The organism is Streptomyces ferrugineus (assembly GCF_015160855.1).
GTDB lineage: Bacteria > Actinomycetota > Actinomycetes > Streptomycetales > Streptomycetaceae > Streptomyces > Streptomyces ferrugineus.
This window is the reverse complement of the sequence record NZ_CP063373.1, coordinates 4,430,580-4,445,172: the sequence shown is the minus strand read 5'-3', so window position 1 is coordinate 4,445,172 and position 14,593 is coordinate 4,430,580. Positions and strand designations below refer to the sequence as shown.

12 protein-coding genes are annotated in these 14,593 nt (G+C 69.8%); 6 read left to right on the top strand and 6 right to left on the bottom strand.

The features are described from left to right. Positions 1-56: 56 nt before the first annotated feature. The 6 genes from IM697_RS20265 to IM697_RS20240 form a co-directional block, all read right to left on the bottom strand. On the bottom strand, positions 57-1,487 hold the full coding sequence (locus tag IM697_RS20265; RefSeq protein ID WP_194049117.1) for a BNR repeat-containing protein: 1,431 nt from the start codon (positions 1,485-1,487) through the stop codon (positions 57-59). A gap of 60 nt (positions 1,488-1,547) precedes the next feature. Further along, positions 1,548-1,868 (bottom strand): L-rhamnose mutarotase, encoded by a 321-nt coding sequence (locus IM697_RS20260; RefSeq protein ID WP_194049116.1) that lies wholly within the window; start codon positions 1,866-1,868, stop codon positions 1,548-1,550. 17 nt (positions 1,869-1,885) lie between these two features. Further along, complete coding sequence (rhaS, locus tag IM697_RS20255) at positions 1,886-2,965, bottom strand: rhamnose ABC transporter substrate-binding protein (RefSeq protein ID WP_194049115.1); 1,080 nt, start codon at positions 2,963-2,965, stop codon at positions 1,886-1,888. 106 nt (positions 2,966-3,071) lie between these two features. After that, positions 3,072-4,049, bottom strand: a complete 978-nt coding sequence (locus tag IM697_RS20250) for an ABC transporter permease (RefSeq protein WP_194049114.1) — start codon at positions 4,047-4,049, stop codon at positions 3,072-3,074. Further along, positions 4,042-5,082: an ABC transporter permease gene (locus IM697_RS20245; RefSeq protein WP_194049113.1), complete on the bottom strand. Its 1,041-nt coding sequence runs from the start codon at positions 5,080-5,082 to the stop codon at positions 4,042-4,044. The genes IM697_RS20250 and IM697_RS20245 overlap by 8 nt, the downstream gene beginning before the upstream one ends. Then, positions 5,079-6,596, bottom strand: coding sequence for a sugar ABC transporter ATP-binding protein (locus tag IM697_RS20240; RefSeq protein WP_194049112.1), 1,518 nt, complete (start codon positions 6,594-6,596; stop codon positions 5,079-5,081). The genes IM697_RS20245 and IM697_RS20240 overlap by 4 nt, the downstream gene beginning before the upstream one ends. A gap of 282 nt (positions 6,597-6,878) precedes the next feature. On the opposite strand from IM697_RS20240, the gene rhaI reads away from it, so the two are divergent. The 6 genes from rhaI (at position 6,879) to IM697_RS20210 (ending at position 14,590) form a co-directional block, all read left to right on the top strand. Then, a complete protein-coding gene (rhaI, locus tag IM697_RS20235) occupies positions 6,879-8,048 on the top strand; it encodes an L-rhamnose isomerase (protein ID WP_194049111.1) in 1,170 nt (389 codons plus the stop codon). Positions 8,049-8,165: 117 nt separating this feature from the next. After that, on the top strand, positions 8,166-10,205 hold the full coding sequence (locus IM697_RS20230; protein WP_194049110.1) for a bifunctional aldolase/short-chain dehydrogenase: 2,040 nt from the start codon (positions 8,166-8,168) through the stop codon (positions 10,203-10,205). Further along, on the top strand, positions 10,202-11,650 hold the full coding sequence (locus IM697_RS20225) for a rhamnulokinase (protein ID WP_194049109.1): 1,449 nt from the start codon (positions 10,202-10,204) through the stop codon (positions 11,648-11,650). The genes IM697_RS20230 and IM697_RS20225 overlap by 4 nt, the downstream gene beginning before the upstream one ends. A gap of 71 nt (positions 11,651-11,721) precedes the next feature. Further along, positions 11,722-12,477: a (Fe-S)-binding protein gene (locus tag IM697_RS20220; protein ID WP_194049108.1), complete on the top strand. Its 756-nt coding sequence runs from the start codon at positions 11,722-11,724 to the stop codon at positions 12,475-12,477. Further along, positions 12,474-13,952 (top strand): LutB/LldF family L-lactate oxidation iron-sulfur protein, encoded by a 1,479-nt coding sequence (locus IM697_RS20215; RefSeq protein WP_194049107.1) that lies wholly within the window; start codon positions 12,474-12,476, stop codon positions 13,950-13,952. The genes IM697_RS20220 and IM697_RS20215 overlap by 4 nt, the downstream gene beginning before the upstream one ends. After that, positions 13,949-14,590: a LutC/YkgG family protein gene (locus IM697_RS20210; RefSeq protein ID WP_194049106.1), complete on the top strand. Its 642-nt coding sequence runs from the start codon at positions 13,949-13,951 to the stop codon at positions 14,588-14,590. Before IM697_RS20215 ends, IM697_RS20210 begins: the two co-directional genes overlap by 4 nt. The last annotated feature ends 3 nt before the right edge of the window (positions 14,591-14,593 follow it).

Below are 14,593 nucleotides of genomic sequence, written 5' to 3'. Positions count from 1 at the left end.
CACGGGCGGCGGGAAGGGCCTTCACATTACCGTCAAGCCGCCCACAACGGCTGCGATCAGGCAGGCAGGCGGAAGTTGAGGTTGCGCAGCGCCGAGGGCGTCGTACCGCTGGACTTCTCCTGGTACATGATCGACAGGAAGTTGTCCTGTCCGACACGTGTCTCGTCGATCACGACCTCGCCGAACGCGTTCAGCCCGGCCGTGACGCCGTCGTACAGGACCGACCAGTCGGTGTATCCGGAGGCCTTGGAGGCGCCGGCGATCCGGCAGAACGGGAAGATCGCGTACGCGTTGTCGTACTTGTCCAGGATCAGCTTGGTGCGCTGGCTGGAGTTGAGCGGAACCGGGATCTCCGTCTTCTGCCACGCACCCGAGGAGTTCTTGCGGACGTGGAAGGCGCGGCCGTTGGCGGTGCGGTCGGCGACGTAGTTGGTGGTGCACTGGCCGAAGCGGCCGGGGACGTAGCTGATGATCGCGTGCGGCAGGCCGGCGGAGTCGGTGAACTGGCTCTCCTGGTTCATCAGGGAGTGGTCGGGGTTGAGCGGGTCGACGACCAGGCCGCCGTCGGTGACGGCGACCTTGTCGGAGCCGCCGGTGGTGCCGACGACGGTGCCCGCGTTGTTGCGCCAGGTGCGGCCGCGGTCGTCGGAGTAGACGTAGCCGGTGTCGTGGTTGGTGATGCCGCCGGACGAGCACATCACGGCGCCGTTCTGCTCGCGCCAGGTGAAGAAGGAGTGCAGCCGGCCGTTGCGGTCGTAGTCGATGCCGTGCAGGTACATGTTGCGGGCGGTCGAGGAGCCGTGCTCGCTGCTGTACGTCCCGGTGGAGCTGCTCCACTCGCCGAGGTTGGTCCACTTCGAACCGTCGTACTCGGCCAGGGCGTTGCGGCCGTTGCCGGAGACGGCGACCCGGTAGCTGAGCTGGAGCCTGCCCTCGGGGGTGGAGATGAACTGCGGGTAGGTGAACTGCGAGGTGAGCGCGAGGCCGTCCAGGGTGGACTGGGGGGCGCCGAAGCGGCTCGCGGTCCAGCTCAGGCCGTCCGGGTTGTCCATGAGGCCGGCGACCGACTTGACGTAGGTGAAGCCGTCGCTGTGCGAGTCCATGTTGAGGTGGAGGCGGCCGTCGACCTTGGAAAGGCCCATGGAGATGACGTTGTGGGAGTCGTTGTAGCGGAGCGTGTGGCCGACCTTGACCGTGGACCAGGTGCTGGACCCGAACTTGCGCCGGCCGACGACGGCGTTGCGGTCGGCGGTGTACCAGACGGCGTACTGGTAGCCCTTGTAGGTCAGCAGGCCGTTCTTCTGGAAGGCGTTGTTGTTGACCAGGCCGTCGTACGACACGAAGAAGATGGCCTGGGTGTCGAGTGTGGTGGTGCCGGTCAGGGTGAGGGACGGGCCCGGGTCCGCGGCGCGGGCGATGCCGGAGGTGAGGGCGGGGGTCATGACGGCTCCGGCGAGTGCGGCACCCAGCAGCGTGCGTCTCTTCATCTCGGGGGACTCCATTGTCGGCGAGGAAGGCAGAGGAGGGGAAGGGGGATACAGCGGGGGTCAGGCGAGGTGGAACACTTCGGTGAGCGGTTTCATCGCCTCGTCGGGGCGGGCGCCGTCGAGGGCTTCGAAGAACTCGCCCATCTCGGCCTGCCAACGGGCGTTGACCTCGGTGGCCTCCATACCGGCTTTGGCGGCCTCGAAGTCCTCGGTCTCCAGGTAGCCGACGAGGAGGCCGTCGTCGCGCAGGAAGAGCGAGTAGTTGTGCCAGCCGGTGGCCGAGAGCGCTTCGAGCATCTCCGGCCACACGGCGGCATGGCGTTCGCGGTACTCGGCGAGCTTGTCCTTGCGGACCTTGAGCAGAAAACAGACGCGCTGCATGAAGTACCGCTCCAGACTCAGAAGTTGTACTGGTCGATGTTCTTGGCGTCGAAGACGGTCGGCTTGCCGAGGCTGATCACGCCGTCCTTGCCGATGGTGTACGTGGTGTCGCCGGCCTTGAAGGTCTCACCCTCCTTGCCGGTGATCTGGCCGGAGACCAGGGCGACGGCGGCGCGGGCGGCCAGGTCGCCGAGCTTGGCCGGGTCCCACAGCTCGAACGCCTCGACGGTGCCGTTCTTGACGTACTTGCGCATGTCGTTGGGGGTGCCGAGGCCGGTCAGCTTGACCTTGCCCTTGTACTTGGAGCCCGACAGGTACTGGGCGGCGGCCTTGATGCCGACGGTGGTCGGGGAGATGATCCCCTTCAGGTTCGGGTACTCCTGGAGCAGGCCCTGGGTCTGCTGGAAGGACTTCTGGGCGTCGTCGTCACCGTAGGCGACCTTGACCAGCTTGATGTCCTTGTACTTGGGGTCCTTCAGCTCCTCCTTCATGAAGTCGATCCAGATGTTCTGGTTCGTCGCGGTCTGCGCGGCGGACAGGATCGCGATCTCGCCCTTGTAGTCGATCTGCTCGGCGAGCAGCTGCACCTCGGTGCGGCCGAGGTCCTCGGCGGAGGCCTGCGAGACGAAGGCGTTGCGGCAGTCGGCGGTGGTGTCGGAGTCGTAGGTGACGACCTTGATGCCGTTCTTCATGGCCTGCTTGAGCGCGGTGCACAGGGCGCCCGGGTCCTGCGCGGACACGGCCATCGCGTCGACCTGCTGCTGGGTGAGCGTGTTGACGTAGGAGACCTGGCCGGCGGTGTCGGTGGCGCTGGACGGACCGACCTCCTTGTAGCTGGAGCCCAGCTCCTTCAGGGCCGCCTCGCCGCCCTTGTCGGCGGAGGTGAAGTAGGGGTTGTTGACCTGCTTGGGCAGGAAGCCGACGGTCAGGCCCTTCTTCAGCTCGGCGTTCGGGTCGGCCTTGCCGGCGGTGGCGGCGGAGGCGCCCTCGTTCTTGACGTCCTCCTTGGTGGTGCCGCCGCAGGCGGTCAGCGCCAGGGCGAGGGAGGTGACGGCGGCGAGGCCGGCCGAGGTACGGCGGAGGGATGACTTGCGCATGACGGGTCCTTTTGACGGAGGTGAGTGGATGCCCCAAGGGGCGCGGGGAACTGCGCGACCAGCCACAGGCGGCCGGCAGACTTGCAACGGCTTTCCAGCGGAGCGTTTACGCGGCTCTGCGGCCCGCCCTCGCTACGGCGATCTGGCGTGCGACCCGGGGGCCGAGCACGGAGAGGACGAGCAGAACGCCGGTGACGACGATCTGCGACTGGGCGGAGACGTCCTGGAGGCTCATGACGTTCTGGAGCGCACCGAGCAGGAAGACTCCCGCGATCGCGCCGCCGAGCGTTCCCTTGCCGCCGTCGAAGTCGATGCCGCCGAGCAGTACGGCGGCCACGACGGAGAGTTCGAGGCCGGTGGCGTTGTCATAGCGGGCGCTCGCGTAGTGCAGCGCCCAGAAGATCCCGGTCAGCGAGGCCATCAGGCCCGTGAGCGTGAACAGGATCAGCTTCTGCCGCTTGACCCGGATCCCGGCGAACCGCGCCGCCTCCTCGCTCGCGCCGATCGCGAACAGCGACCGTCCGAACGGCATGGCGTGCAGCGCGACCACGGCGATGGCGAGGAGGACCAGGAAGGGCAGGAAGGCGTACGGGATGAAGGTGTCGCCGATGCGTCCGGCCGCGAAGTCCAGGTACTGGGTCGGGAAGTCGGTCACCGCGTCCGAGCCGAGCACGATCTGCGCGATGCCCCGGTAGGCGGCGAGCGTGCCGATGGTGACGGCGAGGGAGGGCAGTCCGAGCCGGGTGACCAGCAGGCCGTTGACCAGCCCGCAGACCACACCGAGCAGCAGACAGATCGGGATGATCGTCTCGATCGTCATGCCCTGGTTCCACAGCGCGCCCATCACCGCGCCCGAGAGCCCGGCGGTGGAGGCGACCGACAGATCGATCTCGCCCGAGACGACGAGCAGGGTCATCGGCAGCGCGATCAGGGCGATCGGGAGGGTGTTGCCGATCAGGAACGACAGGTTCAGCGCGTTGCCGAACCCGTCGACGAACCCGAACGACAGCAGCAGTACGACGATGAGGAGGGCGCCGACGACCGTGTCCCAGCGAACGGCGCGCGAGAGCGGGAAGTCAGCCATGGCGGGCGTTCCTCTTCTTCAGGGCGGAGGCCACGCGCAGCGCGACGATCCGGTCGACGGCGATGGCGAGGAGGAGCAGGATGCCGTTGATGGCGAGCACCCAGACGGAGCTGACGCCGAGGGCGGGCAGCACGCTGTTGATGGAGGTCAGCAGCAGCGCGCCGAGCGCCGCGCCGTAGACGCTGCCGGAGCCGCCGGTGAAGACGACGCCACCGACCACGACCGCGCTGACGACGGTGAGTTCATAGCCGTTGCCGGTGCCGGAGTCGACGTTGCCGAACCGGGCCAGGTACATCGCGCCGGCGAGTCCGGCGAGCGCCCCGCAGAAGGTGTACGCGGCGAGGATCCGCTTGCGCACCGGGATGCCGGCCAGGCGGGCCGCCTCCGGGTTGGAGCCGAGGGCGTACAGTTCGCGGCCGCTGCCGAAGTGCTTGAGGTAGTACGCGGTCGCCACCAGCACCGCGAGGGCGATCAGCGCCAGCCACGGCACCGCGGAGATGCCGCCGGAGCCGAAGTCGACGAAGCCGTCCGGGAGGTCGGAGGCGGTGATCTGGCGGGAGCCGACCCAGATGGAGTCGATGCCGCGGATGATGTAGAGCGTGCCGAGCGTGACCACCAGCGCGGGCACCTGGCCGAGGCTGACGAGCAGACCGTTCAGCAGACCGAAGGCGATGCCCATCAGGACCGCCAGGAACACGGCGACGACCGAGTTGCCGCCGCCCTGCAGGTACGTACCGGCGGCGAAGGCGCTGATGCCGAGTGTGGAGCCGACCGACAGGTCGACGTTCCTGGTGATCACCACCAGGGACTGGCCGGTGGCGACGAGGACGAGGATCGTCGCGTTCAGCAGCAGGTCCTTGATGCCCTGCTCGGTGAGGAACTCGCTGTTGCCGATCTGTGTGACGACGATCATCGCCGCGAAGACGACCAGGATGGCGAGTTCGCGCATCTTGAACACGCGGTCGACCAGGCGGGTGCCGCTGGACTTGGGTACGTCGGTCACGGGGGCCTCTCGGGGAGTGGTCACCGTCATGCGGCGGCCCTCCCGGTGGCTGCGGCCATCACGGTTTCCTCGGTGGCTTCGGAGCGCGGGATCTCGGCGGTCAGGCGGCCCTCGTGCATCACGAGCACGCGGTCGGCCATGCCGAGGATCTCGGGCAGGTCGGAGGAGATCATCAGGACGGCCACCCCGTCGGCGGCCAGTTCGCTGAGCAGCCGGTGCACCTCGGCCTTGGTGCCGACGTCGATGCCGCGGGTGGGCTCGTCGACGATCAGCACCTTGGGGCCGGTGGCGAGCCACTTGGCGAGGACGACCTTCTGCTGGTTGCCGCCGGACAGGGTGTTCACGGTGTCCGCGATCCGGGCGTACTTCACCTGGAGCTTGACGGCCCAGTCGAGGGAGCGGCTGCGTTCGGCGCCGCGGTCCATGAAGCCGGCCCTGACCGTCGTACGAAGTCCGGTCAGGCCGATGTTGCGCTCGATGGACATGTCCATCACCAGGCCCTGGGCGCGCCGGTCCTCGGGGACGAGGGCGAGTCCGGAGGCCATGGCGGTGGACGGGGCGCCGTTGACCAGGGCCTTGCCCTCGACGGAGACCTCGCCGGCGTCCCAGCGGTCGATGCCGAACACGGCTCGTGCGACTTCCGTACGTCCCGCGCCGACGAGCCCGGCGAGGCCGACAATCTCACCGTGCCGTACGTCGAAGGAGACGTCGGTGAAGACGCCCTCGCGGGTCAGCCGGCGCACGCTGAGGGCGACCGCGCCGGGCTTCACGTCCTGCTTGGGGTACAGCTCGTCGAGGTCGCGGCCGACCATGCGGCGGACGAGGTCGTCCTCGGTCATGCCGTCCAGCGGCTCGCTGGCGATCCAGGCGCCGTCGCGCAGGGTGGTGACCCGCCGGCAGATCTGGAAGATCTCCTCCAGCCGGTGGGAGATGAACAGGACGGCGGCGCCCTGTTCGCGCAGGGTGCGCACCACGCCGAAGAGGCGGGCGACCTCGCTGCCGGTGAGGGCGGCGGTCGGCTCGTCCATGATCAGGACGCGGGCGTCGAAGGAGAGTGCCTTGGCGATCTCGACGATCTGCTGGTCGGCGATGGACAGGCCGCGCGCGGGGCGGTCGGGGTCGAGTTCGACGCCGAGGCGCTGCATCAGGGCCAGGGTCGCCTCGTGGGTGGACCTGTGGTCGATCCGGCCGAGGGCGCGGCGCGGCTGGCGGCCCATGAAGATGTTCTCGGCGATCGACAGGTCCGGGAAGAGGGTCGGCTCCTGGTAGATCACGGCGATGCCGGCGTCACGGGCGTCGCCCGGGCCGTGGAAGACGACGGGCGCGCCGTCGAGCAGCACCTGGCCCGCGTCGGGCCGGTGCACGCCGGCGAGCGTCTTGATCAGGGTCGACTTGCCCGCGCCGTTCTCTCCGGCGAGGGCGTGCACCTCTCCGGGGAACAGTTCCAGGGAGACGTCCCGCAGGGCGCGGACCGCGCCGAAGGACTTCGAGACGTCCCTGAGCGCGAGAACCGGGGCCGGACCCGTGGTGGACGGGTGGGTCATGGGGGCTCCTCGACGACGCCGGCGGGACGGGCCTCTCGGCGTCGTGAAAGGTTTCAACTGGGTTGCCGGGACGTTAGGCATGGAGCCCATGTCACGTCAATGGGTTCGTGTCGAAAATATTTCGATGCCCGAAGGTCACGGGGGAGTCACAGGGAACAGCCTTGGCCACGGGGCTTGACACCCCTTCGGAGGGCCCATACGTTCCCGTCTTGAATCGTTTCACAGCGAAGCGCTTCAGACGACCACCGTCCGACTTCCCTCCCGATGTCACAGGAGCCCTCAGTGACCGAGCTCGCCGCGGTGAAGGCCGCACTCAAGACCCAGGCCGTCGAAACGCCGTCGTGGGCGTACGGGAACTCGGGGACGCGGTTCAAGGTGTTCGCCCAGCAGGGCGTTCCACGCACGCCTTACGAGAAGCTGGACGACGCCGCTCAGGTGCACGCGTTCACCGGCGTGGCCCCGACCGTCGCGCTGCACATCCCCTGGGACAAGGTCGACGGCTCCGATGGATACGCAGAGCTGGCCAAGCACGCCGAAGAGCGTGGTGTGAAGCTGGGCGCGATCAACTCCAACACCTTCCAGGACGACGACTACAGGCTGGGGAGCATCTGCCATCCCGATGCGGCGGTGCGGCGCAAGGCCGTGGACCATCTGCTGGAGTGCGTCGACATCATGGACGCGACGGGCTCCGCCGATCTGAAGCTGTGGTTCGCGGACGGCACCAATTACCCCGGGCAGGACGACATCCGGGCCCGGCAGGACCGGCTTGCTGAGGGATTGGCCGAGGTCTACGAGCGGCTCGGGGACGGACAGCGGATGCTGCTGGAGTACAAGTTCTTCGAGCCGGCCTTCTACACGACGGATGTGCCGGACTGGGGGACGGCGTATGCGCACTGTCTGAAGCTCGGCGAGAAGGCGCAGGTCGTGGTCGACACCGGGCATCACGCTCCCGGCACCAACATCGAGTTCATCGTCGCGACGCTGCTGCGGGAGGGCAAGCTCGGTGGGTTCGACTTCAACTCGCGGTTCTATGCGGATGACGACCTGATGGTGGGCGCTGCGGATCCGTTCCAGTTGTTCCGGATCATGTACGAGGTGGTGCGCGGCGGTGGGTTCACTCCCGAGGTCGCCTTCATGCTCGACCAGTGCCACAACATCGAGGCGAAGATCCCGGCGATCATCCGGTCGGTGATGAATGTGCAGGAGGCGACAGCGAAGGCGTTGCTGGTTGACCGCGTCGCTTTGGCCGAGGCGCAGGCTGCCGGTGATGTGCTCGGGGCGAATGCCGTGGTGATGGACGCGTACAACACGGATGTGCGTCCGCTGCTTCGTGAGGTGCGGGAGGAGATGGGTCTCGATGCCGACCCGATCGCTGCGTATGCCCGGTCCGGGTGGGCCGAGAAGATCGTGGCCGAGCGGGTTGGTGGGCAGCAGGCCGGTTGGGGGGCGTGAGCGTCTGCCGGGTTCTGTTTCGTTGCGGACTGCCGGCCGTCTGTGGCTGGTCGCGCAGTTCCCCGCGCCCCTATCGGGGCGCTCCCCGCACCCTCTTCCAGATAGGACTGAATGATCATGGCTCCCCACCCCGAAGCCGCCGCCCTCCTCGCGCGTTCCCATCGGCTCGGCGCCGATCCCCGTAACACCAACTACGCCGGCGGCAACGCCTCCGCCAAGGGCACCGACACCGACCCCGTCACCGGTGGTGACGTGGAGCTGATGTGGGTCAAGGGGTCCGGGGGTGACCTCGGCACGCTCACCGAGGGCGGGCTCGCCGTGCTGCGGCTGGACCGGATGCGCGCGCTCGTCGACGTCTACCCGGGTGTCGAGCGTGAGGACGAGATGGTCGCCGCGTTCGACTACTGCCTGCACGGCAAGGGTGGGGCGGCTCCCTCCATCGACACCGCCATGCACGGGCTCGTCGAGGCCGCGCACGTCGATCATCTGCATCCCGACTCCGGTATCGCGCTGGCCTGTGCCGCCGACGGGGAGAAGCTGACCGCCGAGTGTTTCGGGGACAGCGTGGTGTGGGTGCCCTGGCGGCGGCCCGGGTTCCAGCTCGGGCTCGACATCGCCGCTGTGAAGGCCGCCAACCCGCAGGCCATCGGGTGCGTCCTCGGCGGGCATGGCATCACCGCCTGGGGTGACACCTCCGAGGAGTGCGAGCGCAACTCGCTGCACATCATCCGCACCGCCGAGAGCTTCCTGGCCGAGCGCGGGAAGCCGGAGCCCTTCGGGCCGGTGATCGAGGGCTACGCGGCCCTGGGCGCCGGCGAGCGTCGGGAGCGGGCCGCGGCGCTGGCGCCGGTCATCCGGGCCATCGCCTCGCAGGACCGTCCGCAGGTCGGTCACTTCACCGACTCCGAAGTCGTCCTCGACTTCCTCGCGAGCGCCGAGCACCCGCGTCTTGCGGCCCTGGGCACCTCCTGCCCGGACCATTTCCTGCGGACCAAGGTGCGGCCGCTGGTGCTGGATCTGCCGCCGACCGCTCCGCTCGACGAGGCCGTCGCACGCCTCGAGGAGCTGCACGCCGAGTACCGCGACGAGTACGCCGCCTACTACCAGCGGCACGCCCTGCCCGACTCCCCCGCCATGCGCGGCGCCGACCCGGCGATCGTGCTGATCCCGGGCGTCGGCATGTTCTCCTTCGGCAAGGACAAGCAGACCGCCCGGGTGGCCGGCGAGTTCTACGTCAACGCCATCAACGTCATGCGGGGGGCCGAGGCCGTCTCGACCTACGCGCCCATCGAGGAGTCCGAGAAGTTCCGGATCGAGTACTGGGCGCTGGAGGAGGCCAAGCTTCAGCGGATGCCGAAGCCCAAGGCGCTGGCGACGCGGGTGGCGCTGGTGACCGGGGCGGGCAGCGGCATCGGGAAGGCCATCGCGCAGCGGCTGGTCGCCGAGGGCGCGTGTGTGGTCGTCGCGGACCTCAACGGCGACAACGCCGAGGCCGTCGCCGAGGAGCTCGGTGGGTCCGACAAGGCCGTCGCCGTGACGGTGGACGTCACCTCCGAGGAGCAGATCGCCGACGCGTTCAAGGCGGCCGTGCTGGCCTTCGGCGGTGTCGACCTGGTCGTGAACAACGCCGGGATCTCCGTCTCCAAGCCGCTGCTCGAGACCTCGGCCAAGGACTGGGACCTTCAGCACGACATCATGGCGCGCGGTTCCTTCCTCGTGTCGCGGGAGGCCGCGCGCGTGATGATCGCTCAGAAGCTGGGCGGCGACATCGTCTACATCGCCTCCAAGAACGCCGTCTTCGCCGGGCCCAACAACATCGCCTACTCGGCCACCAAGGCCGATCAGGCCCACCAGGTGCGGCTGCTGGCCGCCGAGCTGGGCGAACACGGCGTCCGCGTCAACGGGATCAACCCGGACGGTGTCGTGCGTGGCTCGGGGATCTTCGCCGGGGGGTGGGGTGCTCAGCGCGCCGCCGTGTACGGCGTCGAGGAGGAGAAGCTCGGCGAGTTCTACGCCCAGCGGACCATCCTCAAGCGCGAGGTGCTGCCCGAGCATGTGGCGAACGCCGTCTTCGCCCTGACCGGCGGGGACCTGACGCACACCACCGGACTGCACATCCCGGTCGACGCCGGCGTCGCGGCCGCCTTCCTGCGGTGAGCGCGGCCGTGAAGTCGTACGCCGCGGTCGACCTCGGCGCGTCCAGCGGGCGTGTCATGGTCGGCCGCGTCGGACCCGACAGCCTGGAGCTGACCGAGGCGCACCGGTTCGTGAACCGGCCGGTGCGGGTGCCGGAGGGGCTGCGCTGGGACGTCCTCGGTCTCTACGCCGGGGTGCTGGACGGGCTGCGGACGGCCGGGCAGGTCGACTCGGTCGGCATCGACAGCTGGGCCGTGGACTACGGGCTGCTGGACGCCGACGGGGCGCTGCTCGGCAATCCCGTGCACTACCGGGACTCCCGGACGGAGGGGGTCGCCGAGAAGGTGTGGGCGACCGTGCCGACGCGGGAGCTGTACGCCGCCACCGGGCTGCAGTACGCGCCGTTCAACACCCTGTACCAGCTCACGGCGGCGCACGCCTCGGCCCAACTGTCCCATGCCGAGCGGCTGTTGCTCATCCCCGACCTGCTGACGTACTGGCTCACCGGCGAGCAGGGCACCGAGCTCACCAACGCCTCCACCACCCAGCTCATCGACCCGCGCACGCGCGACTGGTCGTATGACGTCGCCTCCCGGCTGAGCATCGACCTGGACCTGTTCGCTCCGCTGCGGCAGCCCGGCGATCCGGCGGGGCTGCTGCGCGAGGCGGTGCTGGAGGAGACCGGGCTCACCGGCCCGGTGCCGGTGACGGCCGTCGGGTCGCACGACACCGCCTCCGCCGTGGCCGCCGTACCGGCCGACGGCGAGCGGTTCGCGTACATCTGCACCGGGACCTGGTCGCTGGCGGGGCTGGAGCTGGACGCGCCCGTGCTCACCGAGGAGAGCCGGGCCGCCAACTTCACCAATGAGCTGGGTCTTGACGGCACGGTCCGGTATCTGCGGAACATCATGGGGCTGTGGCTGCTCCAGGAGTGCGTACGGGCCTGGGGCGACCCGGACCTGGGTGCGCTGCTACTGGACGCCGCCAAGGCGCCGGCGCTGCGGTCGGTCGTGGACGCGGGGGACGCGGCGTTCCTGGCGCCCGGGCGGATGCCGGAGCGGATCGCCGAGGCGTGCCGCGCCTCGGGGCAGCCGGTGCCCGTCTCGCCCGCCGAGATCACCCGCTGCATCCTCGACTCGCTCGCCCTCGCCCACCGCCGGGCCGTCCAGGACGCGCAGCGGCTGGCCGGTCATCCGGTGGACGTCGTGCACGTCGTCGGGGGCGGCACCCGCAACGCCCTGTTGTGCCAGCTCACCGCCGACGCCTGCGGGCTGCCGGTGGTGGCCGGTCCGGCCGAGGCCGCCGCGCTCGGGAACGTCCTCGTCCAGGCGCGGGCCCACGACCTGGTCGGCGACCTCGCCGACGGGCGGCGACTGCTCACCCGTACGCAGCCGTTGACGCGGTACGAGCCGCGCGGGGACGCGGCGCGCTGGAGCGAGGCGGAGGCCCGGCTCGCCCGGGGGTGAGCGGGGTCTCCCCCGGGCCGCGCGCCCGCATTACCCTGCACTCATCCGATGATCGATCACAAGGAGCCGCGATGCGTGTCGCCCTGTTCCTGACCTGCGTCAACGACACGCTCTATCCGGACACCGGGCGCGCCGTGGTGAAACTGCTGACCAGGCTGGGCGTCGAGGTCGACTTCCCGATGGCCCAGACTTGTTGCGGACAGGCGCACTACAACACCGGATACCGCCATGAGGCCGAGCCGCTGGCCCGGCATTTCTCCGATGTCTTCGGGGAGTACGAGGCGATCGTCACCCCGTCCGGATCGTGCGGGGCGATGGTGCGGGAGCTGTATCCGCGCATGGGTGAGCGGGCGCGGGCGGAGGGGCGCGGGGACGCCCTCGCGGCGACGCTGGCGCCCGTGGTGCCGAAGACGTACGAGCTGACGGAGTTCCTGGTGGATGTGCTGGGGGTGACGGATGTCGGGGCCTACTACCCGCACAAGGTGACGTACCACCCGACCTGTCACGGGCTGCGCGGGCTGGGGCTCGGCGAGCGGCCTCGGCGGCTGCTGAAGGCGGTCAAGGGGCTGGAGTTGGTGGAGTTGCCGGGGGCCGAGGAGTGCTGTGGGTTCGGTGGCACCTTCGCGCTGAAGAACTCCGATGTCTCGGCGGCGATGGGCGCGGACAAGGTGCACAACGCCGAGTCGACCGGCGCCGAGGTGCTGTGCGCGGCGGACAACTCCTGTCTGATGCACATCGGCGGGACCATGGCGCGGCTGCGGACCGGGATGCGGCCGGTGCACATCGCGGAGATTCTGGCCAGCACGGAGGAGGAGCCGGCGGCATGAGTGGGACGTATCTCGGGATGCCGGCCTTTCCGAAGGCCGCGCACGGGGCCGTGCACGACTCGACTCTGCGCGGCAATCTGCGGCACGCCACGCACACGATCCGCGCCAAGCGGGCCAAGGCGGTCGCCGAGGTGTCCGACTGGGCGGAGCTGCGCGAGGCGGGCAAGCGGATCAAGGACCATACGCTGCGTCATCTCGACCGGTATCTGGTGCGGTTGGAGGAGTCGGTCACGGCGGCGGGCGGCACCGTCCACTGGGCCGCCGACGCCGACGAGGCCAACCGGATCGTGACGGACCTGGTGAAGGCGACCGGCGAGTCGGAGGTCGTCAAGGTCAAGTCGATGGCCACGCAGGAGATCGGGCTGAACGAGGCACTGGAGGCGGAGGGCATCCGCGCCTACGAGACCGATCTCGCCGAGCTGATCGTGCAGTTGGGCAAGGACCGGCCCTCGCACATCCTCGTCCCGGCCATCCACCGCAACCGGGGCGAGATCCGGGACATCTTCACCCACGAGATGGGAGAGTGGGGCCGGCCGGCGCCCGAGGGCCTGACCGACACGCCCGCCGAACTGGCGGAGGCGGCACGCCTGCACCTGCGCGAGAAGTTCCTGCGCGCCAAGGTCGGCGTCTCCGGCGCCAACTTCATGGTCGCCGAGACCGGCACCCTGGTCGTCGTGGAGTCCGAGGGCAACGGGCGGATGTGCCTGACCCTGCCCGAGACGCTGATCTCGGTCGTCGGCATCGAGAAGATCGTGCCCACCTGGCGGGACCTGGAGGTGTTCCTGCAGACCCTGCCCCGCTCCTCGACCGCCGAGCGCATGAACCCGTACACGTCCACGTGGACCGGCACCACGGACGACGACGGGCCGCGCACCTTCCACCTGGTGCTGCTGGACAACGGCCGCACCGACACCCTCGCCGACGAGGTCGGCCGCCAGGCCCTGCGCTGCATCCGCTGCTCGGCGTGCCTGAACGTGTGCCCGGTGTACGAGCGGGCCGGCGGACACGCCTACGGCTCGGTCTACCCCGGCCCGATCGGCGCCATCCTGAGCCCTCAGCTGAGGGGCGTGACCAGCGAGATCGACGCGTCTTTGCCGTACGCCTCGTCGCTGTGCGGCGCCTGTTACGAGGTGTGCCCGGTCGCCATCGACATCCCCGAGGTGCTGGTGCATCTGCGGGAGCGGGTCGTTGAGGGCGGCGAGGTGACGGCTCAGGGCAACAAGGTGGTGCTCAAACCCGCGAAGGGGCATGCCGCCGAGCGGGCCGCGATGCGGGCGGCGCGCTGGGCGTTCAGCCGCCCGGGCGCGCTGCGCACCGGCCAGCGGCTCGCCTCGCGCACCCGCCGGCTGCATCCGCGCTCCCTGCCGGGGCCGGGCAGGGCGTGGAGCGGGACCCGGGATCTGCCGGCCCTGCCGGCGGAGCCGTTCCGGGACTGGTGGCAGCGCACGCACGGTGGAAGGGACGGCGCCAAGTGAGCAGCAGGGAACGGATCCTGGGCCGGGTGCGGCGCGCGCTGGCCGACGTGCCGGCCGACGTACCGAGCGACGACAGCCCGATCGAACGCGGGTACCTACGCGCACACGGGGACAGCGGCGTCGAGGAAACGACCGACCTGCTGGCCGAGAACCTGGCGGACTACCGGGCGATCGTGCACCGCTGCACCCTCGCCGACCTCCCGGCGACGATCGCCGGGATGCTCGCGGCGCGCGGCGCGAAGTCGGTGCTCGTGCCGCCCGGACTGGATCGCGAGTGGCTGTCGGCGGCCGACGCCGAGCAGGTCGCGGACCGGGCGGAGAGCACCCCGCACGAACTGGACCAGGTCGACAGCGTGGTGACGGCGTGTGCCGTGGCGGTCGCCGAGACCGGCACCATCGTCCTGGACGGCTCCCCCGACCAGGGCCGACGCCGTATCACCCTCGTCCCCGACCACCACATCTGTGTCGTACGGGTCCCGGAGCAGGTGGTGTCCTCCGTCCCGCAGGCCCTCGAACACCTCGACCCGGCCCGCCCGTTGACGTGGATCTCCGGCCCGTCGGCGACCAGCGACATCGAACTGGACCGGGTCGAGGGGGTGCACGGCCCGCGCACCCTGGAGGTGGTGCTGGTCGGCTGAGCG